Source organism: Synechococcus sp. A15-127 (assembly GCF_014280215.1).
GTDB lineage: Bacteria > Cyanobacteriota > Cyanobacteriia > PCC-6307 > Cyanobiaceae > Parasynechococcus.
This window is the reverse complement of the sequence record NZ_CP047948.1, coordinates 1,757,455-1,782,053: the sequence shown is the minus strand read 5'-3', so window position 1 is coordinate 1,782,053 and position 24,599 is coordinate 1,757,455. Positions and strand designations below refer to the sequence as shown.

The window sequence follows — 24,599 nt, the reverse complement described above, 5'->3', positions numbered from 1 at the left end:
GAGGTAAGAGCAGCAAGAAGCCTGAGTGAGGTTGCTTGGTGTGACCGATGACTGGCACGCCTAGACGATGACCTCCGGATCCTGTATGAGGGATAAGCCCTGCGGAATATCCGCTGTCTATACGGTCTGTCTACGTCTTACTCGTCGTGCTTCTCAGCGCTTGGGTACTGGGAGCGGCTCTCCGATTGAGCGCTGAGTTATACGGGTGATGAGTTCGTTAAGCGACGTTGGCTCTCTCTTTTCGGATCATTATCGACACCTTCATGCTTGGCGCAGGTGAGGTGATGGATTGACCTGCTGCCTGATCTATCAACACAGGGATGCCAGCTGTAGGGAGAGATGGAGGTGATCAGCGATATGGGCGCTTAGCTGGATAGGCTCTACTACCCTTTGCCCCAGTTCAGACGTGGTCCAAAATCCCATCCTGCGGAAGACTTGGAAAGTCATCACCTGGCGGTGGCGGTTGCAGTTAGCGATCAATGCACCGTTTGGACTGTTGTGGGTGGCAGACAAGACCAACCCGGCGGTCCATGCCTTTGACATGTCAGTGCTGACAGCTCTTCATGCTGAGTGGCTTGCTCCAATGATGGGGATTGCTTGAACGCCTAGGCCTCTGGCTTCAAAGCCTCACCTCTTGCGTGGCTTGACCCACTTAGAAATCAGAGTTCTGAAGATCCAGTTTCGGTCGGATTTCCATCTATCAACTCTTTCTTTTCGCTCTACTTCGTCTTGGCGCTGGATCTCACGACCATAGAATGTTTCATACCATGATGGAGTCTTATAGCCGTTGACCTTTTCATATTTCTCGCGGAGAAGGTCAATCAGATCGTGGTAGGCAAGTTGTGTGTATCCAACCTCCTGCAATAACCAGCAGATTTCTGCCAGGCTCTGTTCAGGTGTATGAGGACCAAAGACCTCTGTCTTGCATGCAGGAGTGCAGTAGCTGCAGTGTTCGTCGAGTAGCTCCCGAAGCGCATAATTTACTTCGGGTTCAGTGCCGTAATTTTGCTCTTTGAAAGCAACGAGATAGAGCTGAGCCATGGTTTTTAGAAAATAGACTCCAGATACGAATATATATTTTCATTGATTTTATTTGAGTAAGAAACAAAATAGAGAAAAATAAGAAAAATTTCTGAGAGGTCTTTACGTATACACAAAGCGCAGATTTCCCCCACAGCCCCTTTGCTTTACGGCTCTGCAGAAGCTCCCCAACAAGGGTCTACCTGCTCCCAGCCAACACGATGCAACTCCTTCCACAGCTGTTCTGTAGCGTCCCTACGCAGGTGCACACGTGTTTTCAGCAGTGGTGGCTCGCCAGGTATCAGCACACCCGTATCGACAAAGACCTTCGGGTCTCGTGTCCAGCTTTTCTCGTCACGGTGGAACCGCTTGGTTTCCTTGGTCGCCAGATCTTGGATGAAGCCCTCTGACCCCATGGCTCAATAATTGAAGGATCATCCCGCTGTCTTAAGAGAATGGTTTTCGAAGCACATGTCGCACGTAATCACGCTTCCTAGGCTTCCATGGCTTCCAAGTACGCGGTGAATACTCCTCATAAAGTTCGATGCTGATACCAACATCCTTCAAACGATCGAGTGGATCATCACCCCATACCCAATACAAAGGCATAGAAGTTTTAAGCTTAATCCCACCATCTGACACTCTCGTGTCGAGTAGTTGTGCTTCTTCCTTGGTTAGTAGAACAATCAAGAGATGACAGCGTAGAAACTCTGCAATAGCTTCAACAGACGCATATCCACACGCCATCTCGTAAGCTTTCTCCTTAATGCGTACAGCTGGAACTACATGCTCTCTATGCAGCTGACCTTCATTAGCCCTAATGGCATTATGTGAGCGCCCAATGGTTATGAATGGATCAACATCATCAAAGCCGAATGCATTTCTAAAAGAAGAGCCAAAAGGCCATTGAATGTCATTGATGGCTGCATATGAAATTAGTTTTGCAACATCGGTTAAGTAAGAGTTTTTCGCCTCTCCACCAAGCTCAATCCCCCCATCCCATACGCCTCCCTAACTGCTCTGTGCTGGAACTCGGCTAAAAGGCTCTCTAAGGGCGGTCCGTCTGTGGCTGGACCCCTGAGGCTTCAAGTGACTCATGCCTCAGTCGTCAGCCACTCAACGTTCTTCAGCCAGGTGTGCTGGTGACAGAACCTGATCAGAGGATCGAAATGATCGGTCTAAACAGACCAAGGAATCCGATTGTGATGATGATCACAGTCAATGTGTACATGATCAGGATTTACCCGGCGTCAGTGCAGCAGCGCATCCACCGGAGATGGCAACGATGACGACAACGGCGAGAACTTCCATCAGAAAAGGTTGTAACACAATCAACTTCCGTCATCCTGCGGAACGGAGATGTAGTCGTTGAGGCGAAATATCTCGCTTGAGTTCAAATGCCTAACTCAGTTGGAAAGCATGACTTGCTACGCTTGTACGAAATTCTGGCAATAAAAGATACAAACGTGCGCAGTCTGTGCCTGCATGGTGATATCAACCGCTCCGGCATCCATGGAATTCATTCTGGCTGGCTGTCTCGTTTTTCCCATCTCGGCGCTTTGGCTGCAATCCCTCGAGGGTGATGAAGTCGAAGAGGATTTTGACTTTCTCTGAACATCAGCCGAGAGGCGCGTTCGGTTCACTTCTCTTGAGCTTTCCGAAGGCAGCCAGCACGTTGGCAGTGGCTACCGCTTGAGACTCTCCGGTGTTCTTCATCCGTCTCTCAATCAACTTCTCTACGAGCTTCTGAGTGGAGTCCATTCAGGTGAATGGTGTTCAACGTCTTTCGCTGAGCAGCTCGTTTAGGCGGAGCATCACGTCCATCGCATCAGCCCTCCAGCGATCCGTCTCTTCTCGGTCTGCCTTGCGGTCCATCTCGTACATAGAGATAAAACCCTTAATCCTTTTTCGAGTTTAAGTTGCTCAGCCTTGATGTCAATCTGACCGCCATCGAGAGCATTGAGCTTCCGGTCAGTGATCTGAAAGTGAACCTGTTCGTTCCTGTTCTGATGGATCAGGTTCTGGGTGATGCCTTCTCTTCCCTCGTTCCTGCACCAGTTGCAGGGATGGCCGGACATGCGTCATTCCTTTGGCTTGCTTTGCCGGAGGATCCAGCTGTGATGGTCCATTGCTCCACAATTGCTTGTCTACCAACTGCTTCATACCGATTGGTATGACTTGATTTGTAGGAGTTTGAATAGAACGTTTGACCCTGTTTCGTGCTTGCCGAAGCTGCGTGGAGTAGCTGGCTGGACTGCCCCTCAATTTCTTTGGCTCGATATCGATCTGTTTTGCCTGGCTTCAGTGGCTGAAGGCGTTACCGCCCAGTAGACAAACCACCACAGTGGGCAGGAAAGTCCTCTAAAAGTCTATGGTTATCGAGTTCGCTTAGATCCATTGCTATGACTATTAGGTACAGAGTTTTTGTTCAACGTGTAAACAACACGCATACCTTGTTAGGCCGTGGGGTCGACACTTGTCTGGTTAACAAGTGTCGACCCCACGGCTTCTCGAGCATGCTGGATTGGTCGAATCGATGGATGCCCCCTGATCGATGGCTCGAATGGTTGATTGGGGGCAAGACGTAGCGATAGAAAACGCAGGGGTCGTGATCAGCGCAACAGCCAACAGGTCTCTGGACAGGCTGCTGTCTTCAGGGTGATGACGATGCCTTGGCTCCAATTACATTGTCATCGAGTGGTCATGATCGTGGGCTAAACCATGATCATGTAGGACCATATTGTTGTCTAGATTCATGAAGCTCATGTGTTCAATGCCGAGTGCATTGATTCCGGATTCCCCCATATGGGAAAAAAGTTCGCCATGGTCATGTTCGGTATGCCCATGGTCGGAATGATCATGTACTTCATAGGTTTTTGCTGTGATGATGCCATCGGTATCTTTTTCAATCAGTCGGCCAGGTCGTTGCTTGCGAAATCTTTTCTCAAACTTCCCCTTTGAAATTAATTCATCTGAATCATCTAGAATTCCGTTGCCATTGGAATCGATGAACATCTTGTACTTTCTGCGGAGCCATTTGCCACGCTTTTTCCCGTGTACGATAAATCCACTATTCCCGTCATCGAAATTCCAGTTGTAATGATATTTGCTTGATCCATTGGATCGCATCCCCTTGATCGCGCGACGCCAGGTTCCAATCTGAACGGCAGAATTGGAATCCATGGAATGAGACTGTTCCAAAAAAAATTAATGCAGTCAATTTGAAGCCTAGTTCTCCGCCATTTTGACTGGCAAGTCTCAGAACTTCATGAACTTATTCCTCGGTTCGTTGCAGGGAGTTGGACGAAAAGCTGCGTACTCTTGTCGCACAATTCTTTCTAAAGGATTTGTTTTTTGTTGTGGGCACTGTTCGAGGCCAGGCGCTTCAAAGGTGTCTTTTGTGAGGCTGGTGTCTTTTGTTGTTTTCAAAAAGTTTTTGCAGAGTTTTAACTGCTTCTTCGTTTTCTGGTAGTTCCTGTTCGCAGTATTCAATGCAAGTGCAGGCGATTTCCTGGCAGACCTCGTTCTTGTTGGCAACTTGAAAATATTTCTCCATGAGTTCGTCAACGGCTTCCATGACTTCGTTGTGGAGGGAGTACTTGATGGTTTGGTTCATTCGTTCCTGCTCTTTCGCGTTTCATAGCAAGACAATTGCGGAGAGAGTGCGGAAAAATCATGAAATATGTTTCGAAATACTGTTTATGAAGACAGATGAATAATGGCGGTGAAATGTGAGTTGCCTGGTCATGGTGCGGGCTCACACGCTTGGCTGTGAATGTGTGAACGAATGGCTGCTCTGCCTGGCTGAAGGTAAGAAAGATTCCAGCGGTGGATGTGTTGTGCAGGCAGGAATTGAAAGACGTTGCATCTGGTTCTGCTGATCGTCTGAATCAGCGATGGCAGCCAGTTCCGTCCAATGCATGGGGCACGTGTGACACTGGCGATCCTCCAGGGACTGCTCGATGCCACGCAGCCGCCTTCGTCAGACACTTCTGATCGGTTTCATGCTGCTGGCGGCGCCACCGTCGATGGCCGCGATGTTCACGTTGCGTCCTGGAACCAGTCTGTATTCCAGGCCTGGTTTCCGGATGACCCATCGGCTGGATCTGCGCAGCGAGGAGATTGTGGTGGAAGGCCCGGCGATCGAGCAGAGAGAGCAGTTCTGCCTCTACCGCCTGCTGGACCGATCCGGGCGACCGTCAGTCCCCGAGAAAGCCTGGGTTCCCTGTTACGCCATCGACCGTCTCTTCGAGAGCCCCCGATGAGTCGGTGAAGCGGGGTTGGATGCTGCGCACCACCGGAAGCATCAGCAGGCAGGCCGCTGCCGTGATCAGCCAGAGCAGCAATCCATGCCCCTGACGGTCCAGGAGGGCACCTCCGATCAAAGGTGCCGCCATCGCACTGATGGCGAAACACTGGGAGAACAGTGCCATCGCCAGCCCCCGATGGCCGGGCGGCGTCTCCTCGATCACCGCCTCCGTGGCGGTGGGTAGAAAGGCAGCCTGTGCCAGGGCCATCGGCATCAGGGCTGCCAGAACGAAGTGGAGGCCGTGTTCGGAGACGGAGGAGAGCGCCAGCAGCACCGAACCGACGCTGAAACCAGCCACACTGACGCTGAGGCCGAACATCACGCTGCGATCCGAAAGCCAGCGGCCGACCGGCCACTGCAGCACGACCAGAAGGCTGAGCTGCAGAGCGATCAGCCCGCCGCTCTGGCTTTCGCTCAGAGCGGGGCGCTGCAGGCCTCCCTTCACCAGATCCAGGGGCAGGGCACTCTGCTGAAGCGCCAGGATGCCAGTGGCGATCACGCTGACCGCCAGAACGGGCAGCAGTGGTCCGAGCCAGCGCAGGCCGCTGGATCCGGCTTCCCGTTCGGTCGGTCTGGTGCTGTCCTTCCCGGGGCGAGCGCGGGAATCCTCGAGTGGATGGAGGCTAATCAGAATCAGCACAGCCGTCATGCACAGCGCTTCCACCCCGTAGACGAGGCGCAGCTGGCCCACCAAGGCGGCCACGGTGCCCAGCAGAGCGCCCAGGCCGATGCCGAGGGCATCAGCACTGCGGACCAGGGCATACCCTCGTCCGGAGGGAACGTTGCCGCAGCTCAACGGCACAGCAAGTTCGATCGCCGGCCAGTAGAGCCCTGCCGCAGTGCCCAGCAGCAGCTGGCCCAGCAGGTATCCGCCGTAGGTGTCGGCCCGGAACAGGGTCAGATCAGCCAGCACCGCCAGCAGCGTGGTGGCGCGCACCGGCCATGAGCAGCGGAGACCCCGATCCAGCAGCGACCCACTGAGCAGGCGGACGGCCGTGCCGATCAGCGCGGAGACCGCAAGCCCGCTGCCGACCTGACTGGCGGAGAAATCGATGGCATGGAAGATCAACGGGGTCATGAAGATGACTCCGCCAGCCCCGATGGACGCGAGCAGTCTCAGCCGGGTGACATTTCGCAGGCCTGAAGGAAACTGGTTCCACCACCGCATGGGGTCAGGCGTTGCTGCGCGGACGCTTAACAGGGCGAAGCCTCGCGATAGGACTTATCGGCAGTCTGCTGCTCTCTCCCCTCGCACCGTGGCCCGTCCGGGCTGCTGAACGGCTCGAGGTGGTGATCGACGGCATCACGTTGCCGATCACCGTGGATGAGCTTCAGGGTCTGGCTGGCGCCGGCGCTGGCAAGCGATCCGAGCTCACGACCTGGTTGAGGCTGTTGGACCAGGACAGCCGGTCTGGGTTGATCCGTCTGTTGAACGCGCCGGTGCTGACCCGCAGGAGCCTGGGCCAGCAGCTTCTGCGCAGCTGGGCGGCCCGACCGCTGATCGATGCGCTCGGTGATCTGATCCAGGTCGACAGCGCCAAGGGCACGGAACGGATCAGCAGTGAGCGGATTCTCTCCACCATGGAGAAGCTGCTGACGGAGGCACCGCAGGTTTCGACCCTCGATCTGCTGGAGGCCCTGCCCGCTGAGCGTCTGAGGGTGAACCTTGATGCGTTGCTGCTGGCTGCAGGCCGCTGGAAAACCCAGGTGGAACGCCAGCAGCGGCTCACCAGTCATCTGTCCCGCCAACCGGCCGAGGTGCTGGACCCGCTCGCATCGGGGGTGGAGCGCTCCAGGCCCGGACCTCGACGCATCCGGCTGTCGGTTCCCCATCGTGTCGAGGATCTGGAACTGCAGAGCTGGTCAGCGCCCCGCTCCGATCGTCGCCGGCCCCGGATCCTGGTGATGCCTGGGCTCGGAGGTGATCCGGATCATTTCCAATGGTTGGCTCGCGGGCTGGCATCAGCCGGTTGGTCTGTCGTGCTGATGGAGCATCCAGGCAGCGACTCCGCCGCCGTGCAGGCCTTGCTGGAAGGTCGCGAGCCATTGGCGGGTGCAGAGGCTCTGCGTCAGCGGATGCAGGATCTCCAGGCTGTCCTGCTGGCCCAGCGCCGCGGCACCCTCGATGTGCCGGGGGATCGCGTGGTGCTGATCGGCCATTCCCTCGGAGCCTTCACGGCCTTGATGGCCACGGGGCGGGCGCCGCAGCCAGGCCTGCCGCAGCGATGCCGGCAGGCTCTCGATGAACTGCCGCTCACCAACCTCTCCCTGCTGCTGCAGTGTGAGCTGGCCAAGGAGGGTGCTCTGGAGGCGCGGATCTCAGTTCCGGAGCTGGCAGCTGTGGTGGGTCTCAACAGCTTCGGCAGCCTGATCTGGCCCCCCGGCCTGTCGCGCCCCGCTTCGATTCCGGTGCTGCTGATGGGCGGCACGCTGGATCTGATCACCCCGCCGCTGGCCGAGCAGCTGGGGATGCTCGCCTCCTTCGGACAGCACCCCTTCAGTCGGGCGGTGATCGTGGAGGGGGGCAGTCATTTTTCAGCCATCCGGGTTGAGGGCCAGAGCAGCAGCGGCGACGGAGATGATCTGTTCCGTCTGGGCGAGGAGCTGGTGGGGGTCAATCCCCTGGCGGTGCAGGAGCTGCTGCGTCGTGAACTGATCGCGTTCCTCGAGCAGCTCGAGGGGGCCGCTCAGGCCACGGCCTCGCACCATTACCAGGAGGGTTCCGTTCGCTGGCACCGCTTCAACAGCCGGGATGCTGCCGTGCTGGAGTCGGCGCTTCAGTAGCGGATCCGCGGGTCGAGAGCTGCCACCAGCAGGTCCACCGCCACACTCACCAGCACCACCAGCGCGGCGATCACCACCACGATGCCCTGAACCACCGGGTAGTCCCGTTGGTTGATCGCTTCCTGCAGCCGCAGGGCGATGCCGGGCCATGAGAAGGTCACCTCGATCAGCAGCGCGCCACCGATCAGGGAGGCCACGGTGATGCCGGCGATGGTGAGCACCGGCAGCAGTGCATTGGGCAGGCCATGACGAAGCACCACGCGGGATTCCATCAGTCCACGGCTGCGGGCCGATTCGATGTAGTCGCTTCTCAGTGTGCGGCGCAGGTTCAGGCGCAGGGCTGTTGTGAACGTGCCGCTGAGCAGTAGGGCCAGGGTCCCCGCCGGAAGCAGCAGATGCCGGATGGTGCCGCGCAGCGCCATCCAGTCGGCCTGTCGGATGCTGTCCAGCAGATAGAAGCCGCTGCCCTCCGGGAGGAGGAGGCTGGGGGGGAAGCGTCCTCCCACCGGCAGCCAGCCCAGACTCACCGCGAACAGCAGCTGCACCAGCATCGCCACCCAGAAGGGGGGCAGGGCATAGGTGCCCAGTCCGTAGAGCCGCCCGGCGAGATCGAGCTTGCCCTCAGGGCGTGCGATACCGCTGAACCCGACGCTCAGACCCACAATCGCTGCCACCAGCAGCGCGATCGAACTCAGCTCGAGGCTGGCCGGAAGTGTGCGCCCGATGATCGTGCTCACCGGTTCCTGGTTGATCAGGGCCTGGCCGAGATCGCCGTGCAGCAGGCCGTTGAGATAGTCGAGATATTGCTGCAACAGGGATTGATCCAGGCCGAGCCGGGCCCGCATCGCCGCTTTCGCCGCTGCGGGAGCCCGACTGCCCAGCACCGCATCCACCGGATCTCCAGGGGCGAGTCGCAGCAGCAGGAACACCAGGCTGGCGATCAGCCAGAGCATCAGAGGTGCCAGCCCCAGCCGTGTGGCGCTGTAGTTGAGCAGTGCGCGGGCGCGTCCCATCAGCGAGTCCTCCGAAGCCGGTTCAGCCGCACGTGGCCGCTGCCGTCGAATTCGGGCACCGAGAGATCGGTCTGCCCCCAGGCGCGCGGGGATTCGAGCCAGACCGGGATGTAGGCCGCTCCAAGCGCGGTCATGCGTTCGATGCGCTTCAGCTCAGCGTGACGGGCGGCGCCCCTGAGCTCATCGCTGCTGCGCAGGGCCTCCTGCAGACCGGAGGTGGACCAGAAGCTACCGCTGATCGCTGCTTCGCCGTCAAGGCAGATCTCGCCTGATGGATTGCTGCAGCTGAGCAGCGGCGTCAGATAGGCCTCTGGATCGGGATAAGTGCCGCGCCAGTCGAGCATCACGGCCTTGAAAGCACCTTCTCCGAGCTGGCGGTAAACGGTGGTGGATTCCACTCCATCCAGTTCCAGCACGAGGCAGTCGGATAGATCACGCTTCACCTGCGCCTGCCAGGTGAGGGCCAGCAGCTTGTCTGCCGGCACATTGGATCGGAAGGTGAGCGGCACCTGCAGGAGCCTGCCGTCGCAGTACCCGGCGCTGCTGAGCAGGGCCCTGGCCTGCATGGGATCGTGCGCCGGCCAGATCGGGCTCCCTCCCCCGGCCAGGCTGGGAGGGACCAGGGCACGCAGGGGACGGCGCAGGCCGTAGCTCACCCGTGCACTCAGCTCCGTGCGGTTCAGACTCAGCGACAGGGCACGACGCAACCGAGGATCCTGCAGCGGCATGGCGTTGCTGAGCAGGGTGATGTAGCCGACCTCCATGGCCGGCCCCACCGCCTCATGCAGCTGTCCCGCCTCCGCCTTGCGGTGCAGCGCATACCTCTGGTCCTCATCGATGGAAGCAGAGAGCAGCACATCCACTTCACCGCTGCGCAGGGCGCCGTAGAGAGCTGTGGAGTTGCTCAGGGTGATCAGGTCGAGACCGCTGTTGCGGGGGGCCTCTCCCCAGTAAGCCTCGAAGGGTTCCAGTCGCTGCTGGTGTTCGCTGAAGCTGCTCAGGCGGTACGGTCCGGTGCCGACGAACCGGTCCGTCAGGAAGCGATCGCTGTGGTCCCGGTAAGACTGCGGCGAGACCGGGGTGAGGTTCACCGAGGTGAGCAGTCCCTCGAGGGATGTGGACGGGCGGCTCAGTCGCAGCCGCAGCCGGTCGGGGGCGGCCACCTCCACAGCGGCGATGCGGTCTCCGACGACATAGCTGAGGGTGCCGATGCGCAGAAAGCGCCGCAGGCTGAAGGCCATGGCGGCCGCATCGAAGCGGCTGCCGTCATGGAAGCGGACGTCGGTGCGCAACGGGATCGTGACGGTCGTTCCGTCGGAGCTGATCTCAGGAGATGCCGCTGCGAGACGGGGTTCCAGCTCGCCGTCTTCGGAGAGGCTGTAGAGAGGGTCGCCGAGGGCGCTCAACAGCTGGATCGTGTTGACGGTGCTGGCCTGAGCGGGATCCAGCGAACTGATCTTTCCCGCTGAAGCAACCGTCAATTGCTGCTCCGCGCGCCGGGGCTGGCAGGACAGCTGACTGAAGCAGACACTGATCAGCGCGAACGCCATCACCAGTGGCTGGCGCCATGGCCGTTCTGCTGACATCCGCTCCGGAGTGCTCTCGCGGCTTATTCAACAGCGAAAGAACCCTGACGCCAATCAACGCTGCTCTCAGGCCGCGACCGGCTCGATCTGCTGCATCGAGATCTCGAACACCGGGGAGCCACCCTTCGCCTCGATCGGCCAGCGCCGCACCCAGCAGCGATTGTGTTCTCCGTCGACACCGATCACCTGGAAGGTGCCCTGATCACTGCGAAGGTTCACACAGTCGCCCTGATGCACATCCATCGTCGGAGGGGGGTCCAGGAGGCTGCAGCCTGAAACACCATCGGTCATGGTGGCGTTCGTCATGAACGGCACCCAACACAGATCAGCAACTTCAAATCAGAGCTGTCGTGATTATTGACAGTCTGGACCATCCAGCGCTTTTCCCGCCAGTCCGCCTTGGCTCGGTCAGGGCTTCAGAGACACCCGAGATGGGCGGCGAGTCCCGAAACTTCCGGCAGGGCGCGGATCGCCGCCAGGGCCTCGTCCATGCGCCGCTGGTCGACTTCGTGGGTGATCACGACGATTTCAGCTCCGGCAGAGCTGGCGTTGAACTGCACAATCGACTGGATCGAGATGTCGCGATCGCCGAAGCAGCCGCCGATGCGTCCGATCACACCCGGAGCATCCTGTGTGTTGAAACGGACGTAGTGCCGCTGGCGGACATTCCCCGGGTCAACAAGGCTGCAAGACCTCCAGCTGCCAGCCGCCAGCAGCGGATCCAGCCGGCCGTCACCACCACTGGCCTGCCGGATCCCGGCGATGTTGAGAATGTCGGCGACCACCGCCGATGCGGTCGGTCCTGCTCCGGCTCCCGGGCCGTAGAACATCACCTGCCCGATGGGATCCCCCTCGACCAGGATGGCGTTGTTGACGCCCTGAACGCCCGCCAGTGGATGGTGACTGGGCACCAGGGTCGGCTGCACCCTCAGTGACAGTGCCAGCGCTTCTGCGCTGGCTTCGGATGTCGCCATCCGTTCGGCCACCGCCAGCAGCTTCACGCCGTACCCCAGCTGGCGTGCGTAATCCACGTCTTCTCCCTGAAGCCGGCTGATGCCCTCGGTCGGGATGCTCTGGCGATCCACGCCTCCGCCGAAGGCGAGGGTCGAGAGGATGGCGATCTTGTCCGCCGCATCGAGACCATCCACATCCGCTGCGGGGTCGGCTTCGGCGTAGCCGAGTCGCTGGGCTTCCGCCAGAACATCCTCATAGGCCGCGCCCTCATCGGCCATGCGGGTGAGGATGTAATTGGTGGTTCCGTTGATGATTCCGCTGACCCGATTGATCCGGTTGCCACCGAGGGACTGCTTCAGCGGTTCGATGATCGGGATCCCCCCGCCGACGGCGGCTTCGATCAGCACGTACACACCTGCGGCTGCGGCGGCCTGTGCAATCTCTCCGCCGTGACGGGCGATCACCGCTTTGTTGGCGGTCACAACCGATTTGCCCGCCTTGATCGCCGCCAGGATCAGGGAGCGGGCCGGTTCGATCCCTCCGATCACCTCGACCACGACGTCCACGCGCGGATCCTCGACCACGGTCTGAGGATCTGTGGTGAGCTGTTCGGGCGACAGATCGACCGGTCGGGGCCGCTGCAGATCACGCACGGCCACACGGATCAGCTCAAGATCAGCGACCAGCGGATGACGTTCCTGCGGGGACAGCAGGATTGAGGCGACCCCGCCACCCACCGTGCCGAGGCCTAGCAAGCCGACGCCGATCCGTGCACCCATTCCCGTCGATCCACCCACTGAACGATCAAGCCTGACTCTATGAATTAGCGGGGCCGCCGGAACTGTCCAGGGCAGCCGCCTGGGCCTGCATCATCCGAAGAATGTTCAGGAAGCCGTTGGCCCGGGACGGGGTCAGGCTCGCCTGCAGTCCTGTGGCTTCGATGAAGCCGGGGTCGATGGCCCTGACCTGTGGTGGGGTCAGTCCATTCAGACCCTCGATCAGAAACGCCAGCAGTCCTTTGGTGATCAGCGCGTCGGAGTCTCCCTGCCAGCGCATCACACCCTGATCCAGTTCCCCCCGCACGAAGACCTGGGACACACATCCCCGCACCCGCAGGTTGTCAGTCTGCTGCTCCACAGGCAGAGGCGTCAGTTTCTTGGCCAGCCAGAGGACGTACTCATACCGACGTCGGGGATCCGCTGTTCCCCCGAGTCGTTCCACCATCCGGTCAAGAGACTCACTGCCGGTGCTGGCGGCCATCTTTGCGATCAGTCACATCGACGTCGCACGCTAACCAGCAACCCGACGAGCATCAGCGTCAGGGGGGCCTGCACCACCTCATCCAGCCGGACACGTCCCTGCTGGACGGGAATGTCCAGATAGTCCCGGTGCCCGGGCCCGCCGTCCACCTGAAGGTCGTAGCGACCGTCCTCAATGGCCTGCAGATCAAGCCTCACCTGGCCATCGGCATCCGTGCGACCGAGTTCGACCCCAGGCGTGCCATCTGGATTGAGCAGACGCACGACAGCACCGCTGGCCGGCTCACCGTTCGAAAAACGCGTGCTCAGTTCCAGATCGCCATCGAGATACTTCAGGGCCGACTCGATCTGGTGCGCCTGCCCTGGGGCGGCGATGCCTGCCGCGAGACACGCCGCTGAGAGAGTCAGGAAGGCGAGCAGGGGGCGCATGGCAGCCGGGCAGCAGGTGACGCTCATGATGCGGTCGTCCCCGGGGGACGACCAGGTCCCTGCTCGCTGATCCAGCCATCGAAGGGAATATCCCAGGGATCCCGCGGCAGTGGCGTGTCGGTGATGCAGGCCGACGGCAGCACCGCCAGGGCGCGCACGGCCCGCCAGGGCGTCTGTTGCCGCAGCCGGTCGTAATAACCGCCGCCGTAGCCGAGGCGGACTCCCTGGCGGTCGATGGCAAGGGCCGGCACCAGCAGGCAGGCCAGTTCCTCCGGCCGCAGAGTCCGGCCTTCCGCGGGAGCCGGGATGCCGCAGCCGTCGGGTTTCAGGATCTGAGCGTTCGCACTGTCCACGGCCCAGTGGCGGTAGACGAGCCCCCCCTGACCATCCGCCACCGGCAGCGCGACGGGCCCCTGCTGTCGCAGCGCACGCAGATCCACTTCATCCGCCAGGGGCCAGTAGATGCCGATCATCTGATCGCTGGACAGCGGCCGATGGACGGCCTCCGTGTCTGCTTCAACGGCGGCGCGAATGGCGGGGAAGAGGCAGGACTGCTCACTTCGCAGCTGCCGGAAGTGACGGCGAAGCTTCTGCTTGGTGGTGATCGCGGGAACCAGGCCTTCATCACGCATATCGACCTAACGCTTGTGAGAGTTCTGGTGTTGTTCGGAGATTGTTGCGGTGAGGGATGCGACGAGCGGAGGGTCAGGCATCGGGCTGTTCCTCGATCCAGGGGCCCTCAGCGTGGGTCTTCGGACTCCCGCAACGCATCATGAGCGGTGATTGATCAGGTGTTCGTCCCAATCACTTGATGGCACGGAGAAAAATCGCACGAATCTGTCGGTTTTCGTTGTTTTTTTGTTTTGTAATGTGATGAATAGAAAGTAGCGATTCAAGCTCAATCACTGGAGCTTGATTGATTATTAAACTGATGTGTCTGAAGTTGAAGATCTCACTCTTTGAGGCAAGGAAGAGGCGGATGGAGAAGGGATGCAGCTCTGCAAAACCCCTACTCATCCGTTGGGAATTTATGATGATCAAGACGAGGGGTCAATCAAAAGCATTCTTTTTGTATTGTCTCGTATCACGCATGAGAATGGTTATCTCTTTAGGCAATGCACGGAGGTCTTCCTGGTGCACGGAGTGCCCGAACTCCGTTATCTGGACTGATCAAAAGGATGGGGGTGGGGTGGCAGGCTGACCCTGTGGAGCTTCTCAGATGCAGGCTTCCATTGCACAAGGTGTAGAGGATCAATTTTATTACTTTCGAGGCATCCCCATATGTCATTGCCGATCAAGGTTGTCTTGGACCAGTTGTCACCCTGGCTAATCATCTGCTTCCGGTTGTCATCTTTCCAGTCTGTCCATTTTAGTTGTGAATAGGAGGCAATATGTTCATCAAGAATGACAATTGTGAACTCCATGGTGCAGTTGATCGATCAATCGTGATTCTACAACAAATGGCTTGTTGCATTCACGTCTTCAAGGCGGATAAGTCGGTGATCTTCGGCGGAACGATCTGGAATCCGTTCCTTTGATGGAGGGGTTTCCACCAATGCTCTTGCAGGGAGAGATCGCATCGCGTTGGTGAGATCGGCTCAGCTTCGACATCCCCGGATGTTGGTTGTCTTCCGGTTGATCAAGGCCAAAACATATCTGTTGAACACTGCAGATACAAAGATTTCATCGGAATAGATGAATAGTGCGCCTTAATTATACAGATATTCAACGAGTGATCATAGTCAGCGCTTGAATGATCAGCGGTTGATGAGCAAGGCGTAACTATTCGGTTGCATCTTTGAAACGAGTGGGCTCAATACCTGACCCAGCGATAGGACATGCGGCCTATTCTCGATGCCTCGTTGATAGCATTCTTGTAATGTTTGCGTTCGTATTTGATTTGAGTATGAGTCTGCGAATCAACAGAGGTTTCGTAGCGAACGCCGCGATAGGTGCAGACAGGCATGTGAGCGAATGTATTGCACGCGCAACTATGCAGACTTTTTTTCAGCTTTCAACGCAATCCGTATCGCCAGCGCCGCTATTTAAGGATTAATCCAGAATATTTGTGCTGGTTGCTACTTCTTTTTGCTTTTTTGTAGCGGGTTAGACCATTGGCTAACGGCTTTGTTAAGAGCTGTTCTAGAGGTTTCTCGGCATGGCTCCGATGGTCGGCAGAGCGTTTCGAGGGTTCAGATCGGACGCGTTCCAGCCGCCTCAGTTGATGCTGTGGAGTTGCGAGAGCAAGGTGGCTGCTCGTTGCCTGGACAGGCGACGCTTCACCAGCAGATCGCAGATCCAGTCGAACAGTGGTGGGGCATCCTCGACTGAAGCCAGTCGCTGCTCAAGTTCCTTCAGCTGTGTGGCCTGTTTGCACCCACGTAAGGCATCGATCAGGGTCTCTTCCGCTGGCTTCTCAAGCATTGGCAGCGCTTGCATGGTTATGGACTTCCAGGTCTCATTCATGGTCTAGTTCAACGCAGGCCCGTGTGTCAGCGGTGCAGCTGCCATGAACGCTGATCGCTGGACATGAAAAAAGGGCAAGCCCTCCCACTCGCCCAGTGCCTGGGCCCCCAACGACCCGACAGGCTCATCGTGTATCCCAGCAAACTTTATGACCTGAGTAGGAGTGCTCATGGATTCTCCCTCTAAGCAGACTTAGGACAGATGTATCAGGGAATGGCCAGATGTCTGTTGACTACAGCAAACCGCTCCAATCAACGCGTCGGCCTGCATTTCTGGACGTCAAGCCAGGTGATGTCGTCGTTGTCTGGGAGCACCCCGAGCTGGTCAACACCGATACCAACGGCTGGTACTTGGCGGAGGTGCTCTTCTGTGAAGGCAGTGCCCGTGATCCACGGTCTCCTTCGCTCTTCCAGGTTGCAGATGTGGATACAGGTGCTCTTCGTTGGTGCAATGCCGACTGCGTGCAAAGAGTGTTGATTTCTGTCACTCACCCTGTGACCGACTTTTGTTAGGTGTTGACAACTCAAGTTGATATTTTGAGTCTTCGGGCGTTCGTTGTTTTCCTTCTGGATGGACCATCGACCGATGGCTCTTAGTACCAGATCGCTCCGTAGGCGTTGGGATATAACGTCCTTGATTTCTCGGCGATTTGGCGCATTTTTGTCAGGCAATCGCCTTTTCCGTCAATCAGACCTTTGTCTTGTGCGTCGGATAGTGCGTAGTAAATCGACATTCCTTTTGCCATGTTCTGTTCAACGTCGTTGATCGCAGTCCACGCAAGGCAGCGTGAATGTGCGGATGTCGCGCCGAACCCGATCAATAGAAGAGTCGTGGCGACAGAGGCAAGCGCTTTCATCGCAGACGCATGGCTTGGCGAATGTTAACAACTGACTGTTCTCGCGTCCAACGGAGGTCGCTTTCGCAAGATTGAGTTTTCATATCCAAATATCACCTTTGGTTTGGCTTTGGCTCGATGGCTGATGAGGTATAGCGTAAGTGCAAATGAGAGCTCGGGTTATGAACGGCAGGCTCCTCGTCGTTGGCATCGTCATTTTCTTCCTTCTGTTCTTTGTGTATGAATCCTGGTTGATGCGCGGATTGCCGCACTGAATTTGAAAGTCCTGCAGAGGCTTTGAAGCGAAGAAGTAGTTCTTCAATCAACGCTGTACAGTTTTTTCAATCTCTTTCTGGCAGTCCTCTCTTGTTGCCATGTGGACCATCGTCGCCACTCGATTTCGTGGGCTGTCAGGCATTGATCCTGAAGTGAATCTGGATCATCAATACTCTCAAGAGCTATTCGTATCGGGCAGCTTGGTGCTGAATTCACGAAATTTCTTCTATTTTGATTGAAATTTAGGCCGCTGATTTTCCGGGTGTTTGTAAGGAATGAGACCGTTTGTCAAGGTTGAGCATATCTGCTTAGCTGTGCTTAGCAGGATGGCGAGGCTGTGGCTTGTCCTGCGATAGAGATCATCCAAATCGGATTGAAAATCAAGTGTTCCAGAGCAATCTCTGCAACTGGAGGATTCAGGTGACAAGGATTTGAGCGTCAGTGGAGATCGGGGCATGCCTTGACCCGTGGATGGGGGGTAGTCCAGGCAGCTTTTGCTTGAATAAGAACTGTTGATTTGCACTTCTCATCGCTGCTCCGGAGTCGCAATGTGAGCGCTAGCGATCATGCGAAACATGGGGCCCTTCTCTGGACGACAACTCCGGATCACCACTGGAGTCGTGAATGGCTCCAGGCCTTCCACTGCGCGCGCCATCAGCCTTGACACCCGATTCATGGGCCAGTGGATGAAGGCGGCAAGGCAATGTGGAATCCCTATCGAAGCTGTCGGAGACACGCGGACCTCAGCAGCAACGAGCAGTCCCGGCACTCAGAAGCAAGAGGCCAGAGAGTCGGCAAGATCTCGAACTGTTGCTCCAGTCAATAACGTGGCGTCGGTCGAAGCCGGCGTGGCGAAGAAAGCCAGCCGTCGCAGAGGACGCCGCAAAGCGTCGTAATCAATCCCCTTGATTTCGCCGGCATCGGCAGAGCGATTGGGGCGTTTGGTTCATCATCATGCGGCTGAAATCGCTGTTTTTTCCTGCGAGGGATCGATGTCTGACGCGGTAGGGCTTGTTTATCGCTGGAACCAGCCGGTGAGGGCCACCGCTAAAGCGTCGGCGGCATCATCGGGGCGTGGAGGATCTGACAGATTCAGTTCCCGCATCACGGCTTCCAGCACCTCGTCCTTGTCGGCATGGCCGAATCCGGCCAGGGCAAGCTTGATCTGCATCGGCGGGAACTCCACCACCGGCACCTTGAACCGCGCCAGGGTCATCATCACCACACCGCGGGCCTGCACCACGCTGATGGTGTTGCTTGAGCGGTAGAAGAAGAACTTCTCCACCGCAGCCAGTTGCGGTCGCCAGCGCCGGATCAGCTGGCGCAGATCCCCGGCGATCTCCACCATCCGATCGCCATCGGGTCGGCCTGGATCGGTACGGATGATCCCGCAGTCGAGCATCCGCTGCTGCCCGCCTGTGGTGTCGATCACCCCATAGCCCACCCGGGCCAGGCCCGGATCGATGCCGAGGATCCGCATGCAGTTCCTGGCGGATTAGGCCGCCAGGGCTAGTTCGAACTCGGCGCGGTCGCTGCTTTCGCTGCGCTCGAACACCTTGCAGAACACCTTCACCACCCGCTCGCCGGAATCCACCTGCTCCAGGGGGTCCTTGCGCAGGCGGTGGCGCAGACAGCAGGAGGCCACCCTCGCCACATCGTCTTCACTCACCTCGATGCGGCCTTCAAAAGCGGCGAGCGCGCGGGCTGCCCGGTTGGTGACAATGTCGCCGCGCAGGCCATCCACATCCAGTTCGCCGCAGACCGAGGAGATGCGCAGGCGCAGATCCTCATCGATCACCACCTGCTCCAGCCGTTGCTGAGCCTCCACCACCCTCTGCTGCAGGGCTTTCTGGTTGTCCTCCATCGCTGTGCTGAACCGGTCGGGATCACTGTCAAACGCGGTGCGCTGGTCCACCACCTGCACCCGCAGCTCCGGGTCCCGCACGGTGCGTACCTCGACACTCATGCCGAAGCGATCCAGCAGTTGCGGACGCAGTTCCCCCTCTTCCGGGTTCCCGGAGCCGATCAGCACGAAGCGCGCAGGATGGCGGACGGACACCCCTTCCCGTTCCACGGTGTTCCATCCGGAGGCTGCTGAATCCAGCAGCACATCAACCAGGTGGTCATCCAGCAGATTCACCTCATCCACATAGAGCAGCCCGCGGTTGGCCTTGGCCAGAAGGCCCGGTTCAAAGGCACGCACCCCTTCGCTGAGGGCCTTCTCGATGTCGATGGTTCCGCAGAGACGATCCTCCGTGGCGCCAAGCGGCAGATCCACCATCGGCACCTGGCGCGGTTCGGTGGTCAGCGCCTCACCCTGCTCCTGCCGCTGACGCACCTCGCTGCTCTGCAGGTCTGGATCCGTGGCTGAGCTGTTGTAAGGATCACCCGCCACCACGTCGATGTCCGGCAGCAGATCCGCCAGGGCACGGATGGTGGTGGATTTCCCTGTGCCCCGATCCCCCATGATCATCACGCCGCCGATGCGCGGATCGATCACATTGAGAAGAAGCGCCAGTTTCATCTCCTCCTGACCGATCACGGCGGTGAAGGGGAAGACCCTGCGCTTCCGGGGTGCACTCACAGACTCACGTGTCAGGTGTCCTGGATTGTTTCACAGGCCGGAGGGTGAGCACCTGCGGGGGTGTGGCATCGGCTGGATAAACCAGACGGACCCGCACGTTGCGCTGCTCACCGGGGGCAAGGGTCAGTTGCCCGAGGGCCGGTCCCTGCTGTCCCTGACGCAGCACCAGATGAATGGTCTGGCGGCCGAGGGGACGTCCGTCGTGGTCATCCAGGCCGGAGACCTCGATCGGGCCGCGGTACATCACCGGACCGGTCATCGAGGTTCTGAACCTGAGGCTGTCGCTGGGCTGATCGGATTTGAGCGGCGATTCCAGAGCCAGTTCAACGCTGGCGGGATGGTCGCCATCGTTGCTGAGAGGAAAGCTGAGGTCATAGGTGACCCCGTAGTTGCCATGGGCAGCCCAGGCGGTGTCCGGATGGAACGCCTGCAGCTCCGCGGTCTGCACCTGTCCGGTGCCGAGGGATCCCCGTTCCAGGCTGCTGATCGGCCAGGACAGCGGTTGGGAGGGAATGGCCAGATGAGCGCTGCTGGGATCGGTGATCCGTGCGCTCCAGCTGCTGCCGATCTGAACACCGCTGACGCGGGAATAGACCATCTTTCCCTTGGCGCCCCGCGGTGTTGGGCTGTGTTCCTTGGAGCTGAGTTCCCCGCTGTGGAGCATTTCCTGCCAGCGGCTGGTGGGAGGCGGGGTGTCGGCACTGCCGTAGGCCGCCAGGGTGGCGAGGGCCACGGGGGCTGAACTGCGCAGTCGCAGCTGCAGATTGCGTCCGTTCAGCAGGGGGTCGAGGCCGGCTACGGGGATCGGCAGCACCACAATCGGCGTCGCATCGCCCGGCTCCAGCGACCAACGCGTCGTGTGCAGTTCCGGAGCCCGACGCTTTGCCAGCAGATCACCGGCCACCCGGCTGCCGGGCCCGGCGGCAACGATCTCCGTCGTCTCGCGCATGAATGCTGGCAGGGGCAGGAAGGGGGCGGCGGACTGGCCGGGGCGGGTGGCCTGCGACAGCGATGTGCTGCCCTCCAGCAGTTCCATGGTCACGGGGGTGCCGTCCAGAGGGGCGACCATCACCGCCAGCCAGAGGGTCGAGTCGAGCGTGTCGTCGTTGCCGGCGTAGACGTGATGGCTGAAGAGATCGAAGCGACCGTTCAGCGGCACCGTCAACGCGTCGGCGCCTCCCTCCGGAAAGGTCGACAGCAGGATGCCCTCGTCCCGGATCAACTCGGGATTGTTGTCGTTCACCATCAGCACCTCGTCCAGCGCGCCTGGCAGCGGACGGATCTCCTGTTGGCGCGCGAAGGCGTCGGCCCGCACGGCCGGGCAGGCGGGTCCCGTGGCGATCGCGGCGGCCGGCAGGGCGATCAATGCAGCGGTCAGCAGGGCTCTCAGGCTCATGGGGAAGGCTGGGCGGAGGCGGCTCGCGGTGGGCTCGGCGCTGGCTTGAGATGGGGAGCCATCGCTGCAGCCATGGCTCGGATCAGGTTGGTGGAACGCGGATCGTTGAACGGTCCCTTCACGAGAAAGCCTGCCACGGCCCGACGTCCATCGGGCAGTTCGATCAGTCCTGCATCGGCGTAGGCGATGCCGATGTCGCCGGTTTTGTTGTAAACGCGGTAGCCCTTGCGGCTCAGCGCTGGATCAGGCCGACCCTGATCTCCCCCAAGGCCCTGCATCAGTCCCTTGGGCAGAAGCGTGTTGGTGACCGATGTGCCCATCACATCGCGGAACAGATCCCGGGTCCGCAGGGAGAGCGTTCCTCCAGTGTCGACAAGGGCGATGGCACGACTCAGGTCGCGGGCGCTCGTGGTGTTGGTGCCATCCAGATCCGGGAGCCAGTTGTTCACCTTGGTGGCGGTCAGTCCCAGGGCCTGGAAGCGGCTGTTGAGACGTTCCTTGCCGCCGGCTCTCTGAATCAGCAGGTTGGTGGCGGTGTTGTCGCTGATGCGGATCATCTCGGTCGCCACCTCGTAGGTCGGGAAACGCGTCCCCAGAGGCTTGAAAGCCATCCAGCCGGCACCGCCTCCCACCACTGGCTTGGTGAGCGTCAGAGGTTCGTTCCAGCGCAGATCCCCACGGTCGATCTGCTCCAGGCTGACCAGCAGGATCGGTGTCTTGATGGAACTCGCGGCCGGCATCGCACGGTCAGCCTGCATCTGGGCGTAGCGACCGTCATCGAGAACCAGCAGAAAAGCAGTGGCTTCGAGGTCGTCCTGGGCCGCGGCCAACTGTGTCCATCGCTGACTCAGGGCGGTGATCTCCTGGGTTGGAAGAAACTGTCCCGGCAGCAGAGCTGGAGTGATCGGCTGCTCCTGGGAGGGAGCGGACTCGCTGGTCGCCGTTGTGTTCGTGTCGTCCGGCTGATGGTCGCTGGTGAGGGCGATCAGGTCGTTCAGCCAGGGGAGTGCGGGCAGGGTCTGCTGACGCACCTGCGGAGCCAGCAGCTTGAGGGCCGTGCCGCTGAGCACGCCGAGCCCGACGCCGAAGAGGATCAGACGAAGCAGCAGCCAAAGCGGCTGCTGCCAGCCAGGGTTGGAACGGGATGAACGTCGGCCCGTCACGCCTGTTGCTCGCGGATCATCGGCAGAGGTTAGGGGCGTCGGGTGGTGAGCGCCCAGCGCAGCTGACGCACCATTCCCCGGATCAGAGCCACTTCCCCGGCCTGGATCGAAGCCCGTTGCAGCAGATCGCGCACCTTGTTCATCCGTGCCGCGGCGGTGTGAGGCAGCAGAAAGCCCACGTCCAGCAGGAGGTCTGAAGCATCCTCCAGGCAGTGATCCAGCTGGCGCGGCGGGGCCGGGTCCGGCTCGGCATCGCCGTCGTGCTCTGGCAGGGTCTGCAGTCGGGCCAGCTCGTGCAGCACCACGGCGACAGCATGCGAAAGGTTGAGCGAGGGATAACTGCCGGAGCTATGCAGGGTCAGCACGCGCTGGCAGAGCCGCAGCTCATCGTTGCTGAGCCCCCGGTCCTCCCGGCCGAACACCACGGCGACTGGCCGATCGTCGCTCTGATCCTGCCTGCCGGTGAGAAGCCAGCCCAGCGCTTCCTCCGGAGCATGCAGGGGGATCGAGCCGTGATCCAGGCGTCCGCAACTCGCCACCACGCGCCGGCAGTCGGCCACGGCTTCCAGCAGCGATGTGCAGCTCCGTGCTGTTTTCAGCAGCTCCAGACCATGGACGGCCATCCGGCAAGCCTCCGGATCCTGAGGGTCGCAAACGGGGCTGACCAGACGCAGTTCCCGCACCTCGAAATTGGCGCAAAGCCGCGCAACGCTGCCCACGTTGATCGGCCCGGCCGGCTCCACCAGGACGACCACCGTCTGCGGGCGCTTCAACTCAGCTGGTGCAGATGGGCCAGAAGATCAGCCATGGCCTTCGGTTCCATCTGAAAACTCGGCATCGGCGGGGTCTCACCGCTCACGATCTGATGAATCAGCTGCGCATCACCGACTCGCTCGGTGATGCCCTTGAGCGTGGGCCCAAGCAATCCCTGTCCGGCAAGACCGTGACAGCCGGCGCAGTTGATCCGGAACAGCTGCCCGCCATGGTCCGTGGAGCCCTGGAGATCCAGGGTGGCCCGGATGTAGGGATCCTGGCGGGCATTCCCCAGAACCCAGAGCAGCAGCACGATGCAGGCGCTGGCGGCGAGCACCACCAGGGCGGTGATCAGTCCGCGGCCCCCCTCCTTGATGACGGCAGCCTCTTCCGCAGCAGTTGATGTCGACTCCATGCTCGGATGAACAGGTCATGGAAGAATTGTGTTCGATTCTCCCTGCCGACGCGTCGTCATGATCGAACCCCTTCTCTGCGGCATTGTTCTGGGACTGATTCCCGTCACGCTGCTGGGTCTGTTCGTGGCGGCATGGAACCAGTACCGCCGAGGTGGCGCTCTGGAGGGTTGAGCAGCAGCAGGCCGCTGATGCCGTAGCGGCGCCGGTCCTTGATGGTCCACCCTTGCGGCGGCTCGATGCTGGCATCAGCGGGGTGTTCGCAGATCACCAGGGCATCCTGGTTGAGCCAGGTTCCTTCGCTCAGAAGTGTCAGGGCATTGGTGAGGAGGCCCGAGGCATAGGGCGGATCGATGTAGACGAGATCGAATCCCTGCGGCGTCCAGCCGCGACGCAGACAGCTGGCCAGGTCCTGACGGATCACCTCGAACCCGCAGGGTTGTGGCGCTGATTCAACCGCGATGCTCAGGTTCTCCGAGCAAACGGCCGCCGTCTTCGCGTCCCGTTCGACCGCCACAACGGCGGCGGCTCCATGCAGCAGCGCCTCGCAGCCCATGATTCCGCTGCCACTGCAGAGGTCGAGCCAGCGACAGCCCTCAAGACGGCTGCCGAGCATGTTCATCACGGCTTCTCTCACCCGGGCGGTGGTGGGGCGCGTGCCTCGGCCCGGAGGACTCTTGAGTCTGCGTCCCCCGCTGAGGCGCAGTTGGCCGCTCATGGCACCAGGGGGGCCCCTGCGCTGAGCCATTCGATCCAGCGACGCAGCAGCCCGGTCCCTGCGTCGGACGATTTCTCCGGATGGAACTGACAGGCCCCGGTCCTGCCCTCCCAGACGATCGCCGTCACATCGGTGGCACCGAAGGGTGCCGTCGCGGCGGTTGTTCTCGGATCGGACGGAACGGCGGCGAAGGAGTGCACGAAATACACCCAGGGCGCCGGCTCCTCAGGAGGGAACAGCGGACAACTCTGTCGCCAGGAGAGTGGAGCCCAGCCCATGTGGGGGATCCGCTCCCCCTGCTGAACCGGAAGTCGTTCAATCCGACCCTGTAGCAATCCGAGCCCGTCGCGTTCCCCTTCGGCGCTGGAGTCGAACAGCAATTGAAGCCCGAGACAGATCCCGAGGATCGGACGCTGCTCGTTCCCCCAGCGCTTCAGATGGGGAACCAGCCCGGTGGCCTCCAGGTTCTCCATGGCGGGGTCGAAAGCGCCGACCCCCGGGAGGATGAGGGCATCGCAGCCTTGGAGCTGGTGGGGTGCTGAAACAGGGCGCAGGCTCTGACCGAGTCGTTCAAGGGCTTTCCGCACGGAGTGCAGATTGCCCATGCCGTAATCGATCAGTCCCAGTTCCAAATCTAAGAG

The 24,599-nt window shown here is 59.9% G+C and carries 28 protein-coding genes and 1 pseudogene; 6 read left to right on the top strand and 23 right to left on the bottom strand.

Annotated elements, in window-relative coordinates:
- The first annotated feature begins 406 nt into the window (after positions 1 to 406).
- Positions 407 to 601 carry a hypothetical protein gene (locus tag SynA15127_RS09480; protein ID WP_186483846.1) on the top strand — a complete coding sequence of 65 codons (195 nt, stop codon included), beginning with the start codon at positions 407 to 409 and terminating at the stop codon, positions 599 to 601.
- 26 nt (positions 602 to 627) lie between these two features.
- On the opposite strand, the gene SynA15127_RS09475 is transcribed toward SynA15127_RS09480, so the two are convergent.
- Positions 628 to 1,041 (bottom strand): hypothetical protein, encoded by a 414-nt coding sequence (locus SynA15127_RS09475; RefSeq protein WP_186483845.1) that lies wholly within the window; start codon positions 1,039 to 1,041, stop codon positions 628 to 630.
- A gap of 146 nt (positions 1,042 to 1,187) precedes the next feature.
- A complete protein-coding gene (locus SynA15127_RS09470) occupies positions 1,188 to 1,436 on the bottom strand; it encodes a DUF1651 domain-containing protein (protein WP_186483844.1) in 249 nt (82 codons plus the stop codon).
- Positions 1,437 to 2,939: 1,503 nt separating this feature from the next.
- Here SynA15127_RS09470 and SynA15127_RS09465 point away from each other — a divergent pair.
- Positions 2,940 to 3,197 (top strand): hypothetical protein, encoded by a 258-nt coding sequence (locus tag SynA15127_RS09465; protein WP_186483843.1) that lies wholly within the window; start codon positions 2,940 to 2,942, stop codon positions 3,195 to 3,197.
- A gap of 505 nt (positions 3,198 to 3,702) precedes the next feature.
- Here SynA15127_RS09465 and SynA15127_RS09460 read toward each other — a convergent pair.
- Both SynA15127_RS09460 and SynA15127_RS09455 read right to left on the bottom strand, forming a co-directional pair.
- Positions 3,703 to 4,203, bottom strand: a complete 501-nt coding sequence (locus SynA15127_RS09460) for a hypothetical protein (protein ID WP_186483842.1) — start codon at positions 4,201 to 4,203, stop codon at positions 3,703 to 3,705.
- Positions 4,204 to 4,405: 202 nt separating this feature from the next.
- Positions 4,406 to 4,597, bottom strand: a complete 192-nt coding sequence (locus tag SynA15127_RS09455) for a hypothetical protein (RefSeq protein WP_186483841.1) — start codon at positions 4,595 to 4,597, stop codon at positions 4,406 to 4,408.
- 385 nt (positions 4,598 to 4,982) lie between these two features.
- Between SynA15127_RS09455 and SynA15127_RS09450 the strand changes: the two genes are divergently transcribed.
- Positions 4,983 to 5,285, top strand: coding sequence for a hypothetical protein (locus SynA15127_RS09450; protein ID WP_186483840.1), 303 nt, complete (start codon positions 4,983 to 4,985; stop codon positions 5,283 to 5,285).
- Here SynA15127_RS09450 and SynA15127_RS09445 read toward each other — a convergent pair.
- Positions 5,220 to 6,407, bottom strand: a complete 1,188-nt coding sequence (locus SynA15127_RS09445) for an MFS transporter (protein WP_255475459.1) — start codon at positions 6,405 to 6,407, stop codon at positions 5,220 to 5,222. The two genes, SynA15127_RS09450 and SynA15127_RS09445, sit on opposite strands and share 66 nt — an antisense overlap.
- A gap of 101 nt (positions 6,408 to 6,508) precedes the next feature.
- On the opposite strand from SynA15127_RS09445, the gene SynA15127_RS09440 reads away from it, so the two are divergent.
- Positions 6,509 to 8,113: an alpha/beta hydrolase gene (locus tag SynA15127_RS09440; RefSeq protein ID WP_255475458.1), complete on the top strand. Its 1,605-nt coding sequence runs from the start codon at positions 6,509 to 6,511 to the stop codon at positions 8,111 to 8,113.
- On the opposite strand, the gene SynA15127_RS09435 is transcribed toward SynA15127_RS09440, so the two are convergent.
- The 9 genes from SynA15127_RS09435 to SynA15127_RS09395 all read right to left on the bottom strand — a co-directional run bounded on the left by SynA15127_RS09435 (position 8,107) and on the right by SynA15127_RS09395 (position 15,793).
- On the bottom strand, positions 8,107 to 9,126 hold the full coding sequence (locus SynA15127_RS09435) for an ABC transporter permease (RefSeq protein ID WP_186483838.1): 1,020 nt from the start codon (positions 9,124 to 9,126) through the stop codon (positions 8,107 to 8,109). The genes SynA15127_RS09440 and SynA15127_RS09435 overlap by 7 nt on opposite strands.
- Positions 9,126 to 10,676, bottom strand: a complete 1,551-nt coding sequence (locus tag SynA15127_RS09430) for an ABC transporter substrate-binding protein (RefSeq protein ID WP_255475457.1) — start codon at positions 10,674 to 10,676, stop codon at positions 9,126 to 9,128. Before SynA15127_RS09430 ends, SynA15127_RS09435 begins: the two co-directional genes overlap by 1 nt.
- Before the next feature lie 102 nt (positions 10,677 to 10,778).
- On the bottom strand, positions 10,779 to 11,018 hold the full coding sequence (locus SynA15127_RS09425; protein ID WP_370593978.1) for a hypothetical protein: 240 nt from the start codon (positions 11,016 to 11,018) through the stop codon (positions 10,779 to 10,781).
- A 110-nt stretch (positions 11,019 to 11,128) separates the two neighbouring features.
- Positions 11,129 to 12,445: a homoserine dehydrogenase gene (locus tag SynA15127_RS09420; RefSeq protein WP_186483836.1), complete on the bottom strand. Its 1,317-nt coding sequence runs from the start codon at positions 12,443 to 12,445 to the stop codon at positions 11,129 to 11,131.
- Between the two features lie 37 nt (positions 12,446 to 12,482).
- Positions 12,483 to 12,926, bottom strand: a complete 444-nt coding sequence (locus SynA15127_RS09415; protein WP_186483835.1) for a SufE family protein — start codon at positions 12,924 to 12,926, stop codon at positions 12,483 to 12,485.
- An 8-nt stretch (positions 12,927 to 12,934) separates the two neighbouring features.
- Positions 12,935 to 13,381 carry a carboxypeptidase regulatory-like domain-containing protein gene (locus tag SynA15127_RS09410; protein WP_186483834.1) on the bottom strand — a complete coding sequence of 149 codons (447 nt, stop codon included), beginning with the start codon at positions 13,379 to 13,381 and terminating at the stop codon, positions 12,935 to 12,937.
- Complete coding sequence (locus SynA15127_RS09405) at positions 13,378 to 13,986, bottom strand: 5-formyltetrahydrofolate cyclo-ligase (protein ID WP_186483833.1); 609 nt, start codon at positions 13,984 to 13,986, stop codon at positions 13,378 to 13,380. The genes SynA15127_RS09410 and SynA15127_RS09405 overlap by 4 nt, the downstream gene beginning before the upstream one ends.
- A gap of 525 nt (positions 13,987 to 14,511) precedes the next feature.
- Positions 14,512 to 14,778, bottom strand: coding sequence for a hypothetical protein (locus SynA15127_RS09400; protein WP_186483832.1), 267 nt, complete (start codon positions 14,776 to 14,778; stop codon positions 14,512 to 14,514).
- 793 nt (positions 14,779 to 15,571) lie between these two features.
- Positions 15,572 to 15,793, bottom strand: a complete 222-nt coding sequence (locus SynA15127_RS09395) for a hypothetical protein (protein ID WP_052378165.1) — start codon at positions 15,791 to 15,793, stop codon at positions 15,572 to 15,574.
- A 248-nt stretch (positions 15,794 to 16,041) separates the two neighbouring features.
- Here SynA15127_RS09395 and SynA15127_RS09390 point away from each other — a divergent pair, with 248 nt between their 5' ends.
- Positions 16,042 to 16,332, top strand: coding sequence for a DUF3104 domain-containing protein (locus SynA15127_RS09390; RefSeq protein ID WP_186483831.1), 291 nt, complete (start codon positions 16,042 to 16,044; stop codon positions 16,330 to 16,332).
- 80 nt (positions 16,333 to 16,412) lie between these two features.
- On the opposite strand, the gene SynA15127_RS09385 is transcribed toward SynA15127_RS09390, so the two are convergent.
- From SynA15127_RS09385 to SynA15127_RS09355, 7 genes are all read right to left on the bottom strand, one after another.
- Positions 16,413 to 16,676 carry a hypothetical protein gene (locus SynA15127_RS09385; RefSeq protein WP_043692091.1) on the bottom strand — a complete coding sequence of 88 codons (264 nt, stop codon included), beginning with the start codon at positions 16,674 to 16,676 and terminating at the stop codon, positions 16,413 to 16,415.
- 1,270 nt (positions 16,677 to 17,946) lie between these two features.
- Entirely contained in the window at positions 17,947 to 18,411 is a 465-nt protein-coding gene (gene ruvC, locus SynA15127_RS09380) for a crossover junction endodeoxyribonuclease RuvC (protein WP_186483830.1), read from the bottom strand.
- A 15-nt stretch (positions 18,412 to 18,426) separates the two neighbouring features.
- Positions 18,427 to 19,515 (bottom strand): magnesium chelatase ATPase subunit I, encoded by a 1,089-nt coding sequence (gene bchI / locus SynA15127_RS09375; RefSeq protein WP_186483829.1) that lies wholly within the window; start codon positions 19,513 to 19,515, stop codon positions 18,427 to 18,429.
- A 4-nt stretch (positions 19,516 to 19,519) separates the two neighbouring features.
- Positions 19,520 to 20,911, bottom strand: a complete 1,392-nt coding sequence (locus SynA15127_RS09370; protein WP_186483828.1) for a DUF3370 domain-containing protein — start codon at positions 20,909 to 20,911, stop codon at positions 19,520 to 19,522.
- Positions 20,908 to 22,074, bottom strand: a complete 1,167-nt coding sequence (locus SynA15127_RS09365) for a serine hydrolase (RefSeq protein WP_186483827.1) — start codon at positions 22,072 to 22,074, stop codon at positions 20,908 to 20,910. Before SynA15127_RS09365 ends, SynA15127_RS09370 begins: the two co-directional genes overlap by 4 nt.
- A gap of 29 nt (positions 22,075 to 22,103) precedes the next feature.
- Positions 22,104 to 22,847 (bottom strand): RNA methyltransferase, encoded by a 744-nt coding sequence (locus SynA15127_RS09360; protein WP_255475456.1) that lies wholly within the window; start codon positions 22,845 to 22,847, stop codon positions 22,104 to 22,106.
- On the bottom strand, positions 22,844 to 23,242 hold the full coding sequence (locus SynA15127_RS09355; RefSeq protein WP_043692074.1) for a cytochrome c: 399 nt from the start codon (positions 23,240 to 23,242) through the stop codon (positions 22,844 to 22,846). Before SynA15127_RS09355 ends, SynA15127_RS09360 begins: the two co-directional genes overlap by 4 nt.
- Positions 23,243 to 23,300: 58 nt before the next feature.
- Between SynA15127_RS09355 and petG the strand changes: the two genes are divergently transcribed.
- Positions 23,301 to 23,414 (top strand): cytochrome b6-f complex subunit V, encoded by a 114-nt coding sequence (gene petG / locus SynA15127_RS13570; protein ID WP_071839763.1) that lies wholly within the window; start codon positions 23,301 to 23,303, stop codon positions 23,412 to 23,414.
- Between the two features lie 10 nt (positions 23,415 to 23,424).
- Here petG and rsmD read toward each other — a convergent pair.
- Positions 23,425 to 23,958 (bottom strand): annotated as a pseudogene (rsmD, locus tag SynA15127_RS09350) (16S rRNA (guanine(966)-N(2))-methyltransferase RsmD); the annotation flags it as partial.
- A complete protein-coding gene (gene hisH / locus SynA15127_RS09345; protein WP_255475455.1) occupies positions 23,955 to 24,590 on the bottom strand; it encodes an imidazole glycerol phosphate synthase subunit HisH in 636 nt (211 codons plus the stop codon). The pseudogene rsmD and the gene hisH, both read right to left, overlap by 4 nt.
- Positions 24,591 to 24,599: the final 9 nt, after the last annotated feature.

Excerpts from the sequence above, each read along its gene's own strand:
- SynA15127_RS09395 (WP_052378165.1), bottom strand. The coding sequence starts at position 15,793 with ATGCAAGCGCTGCCAATGCTTGAGAAGCCAGCGGAAGAGACCCTGATC.
- SynA15127_RS09370 (WP_186483828.1), bottom strand. The coding sequence starts at position 20,911 with ATGAGCCTGAGAGCCCTGCTGACCGCTGCATTGATCGCCCTGCCGGCC.
- SynA15127_RS09425 (WP_370593978.1), bottom strand. The coding sequence starts at position 11,018 with ATGACGAACGCCACCATGACCGATGGTGTTTCAGGCTGCAGCCTCCTG.
- petG (WP_071839763.1), top strand. The coding sequence starts at position 23,301 with ATGATCGAACCCCTTCTCTGCGGCATTGTTCTGGGACTGATTCCCGTC.
- SynA15127_RS09475 (WP_186483845.1), bottom strand. The coding sequence starts at position 1,041 with ATGGCTCAGCTCTATCTCGTTGCTTTCAAAGAGCAAAATTACGGCACT.
- SynA15127_RS09420 (WP_186483836.1), bottom strand. The coding sequence starts at position 12,445 with ATGGGTGCACGGATCGGCGTCGGCTTGCTAGGCCTCGGCACGGTGGGT.
- SynA15127_RS09355 (WP_043692074.1), bottom strand. The coding sequence starts at position 23,242 with ATGGAGTCGACATCAACTGCTGCGGAAGAGGCTGCCGTCATCAAGGAG.
- SynA15127_RS09450 (WP_186483840.1), top strand. The coding sequence starts at position 4,983 with ATGCCACGCAGCCGCCTTCGTCAGACACTTCTGATCGGTTTCATGCTG.
- SynA15127_RS09390 (WP_186483831.1), top strand. The coding sequence starts at position 16,042 with ATGTCTGTTGACTACAGCAAACCGCTCCAATCAACGCGTCGGCCTGCA.
- SynA15127_RS09460 (WP_186483842.1), bottom strand. The coding sequence starts at position 4,203 with ATGGATTCCAATTCTGCCGTTCAGATTGGAACCTGGCGTCGCGCGATC.
- SynA15127_RS09435 (WP_186483838.1), bottom strand. The coding sequence starts at position 9,126 with ATGGGACGCGCCCGCGCACTGCTCAACTACAGCGCCACACGGCTGGGG.
- ruvC (WP_186483830.1), bottom strand. The coding sequence starts at position 18,411 with ATGCGGATCCTCGGCATCGATCCGGGCCTGGCCCGGGTGGGCTATGGG.
- SynA15127_RS09430 (WP_255475457.1), bottom strand. The coding sequence starts at position 10,676 with ATGGCGTTCGCGCTGATCAGTGTCTGCTTCAGTCAGCTGTCCTGCCAG.
- SynA15127_RS09455 (WP_186483841.1), bottom strand. The coding sequence starts at position 4,597 with ATGGAAGCCGTTGACGAACTCATGGAGAAATATTTTCAAGTTGCCAAC.
- SynA15127_RS09400 (WP_186483832.1), bottom strand. The coding sequence starts at position 14,778 with ATGGAGTTCACAATTGTCATTCTTGATGAACATATTGCCTCCTATTCA.
- SynA15127_RS09415 (WP_186483835.1), bottom strand. The coding sequence starts at position 12,926 with ATGGCCGCCAGCACCGGCAGTGAGTCTCTTGACCGGATGGTGGAACGA.
- SynA15127_RS09410 (WP_186483834.1), bottom strand. The coding sequence starts at position 13,381 with ATGAGCGTCACCTGCTGCCCGGCTGCCATGCGCCCCCTGCTCGCCTTC.
- SynA15127_RS09470 (WP_186483844.1), bottom strand. The coding sequence starts at position 1,436 with ATGGGGTCAGAGGGCTTCATCCAAGATCTGGCGACCAAGGAAACCAAG.
- SynA15127_RS09385 (WP_043692091.1), bottom strand. The coding sequence starts at position 16,676 with ATGAAAGCGCTTGCCTCTGTCGCCACGACTCTTCTATTGATCGGGTTC.
- SynA15127_RS09445 (WP_255475459.1), bottom strand. The coding sequence starts at position 6,407 with ATGACCCCGTTGATCTTCCATGCCATCGATTTCTCCGCCAGTCAGGTC.
- SynA15127_RS09405 (WP_186483833.1), bottom strand. The coding sequence starts at position 13,986 with ATGCGTGATGAAGGCCTGGTTCCCGCGATCACCACCAAGCAGAAGCTT.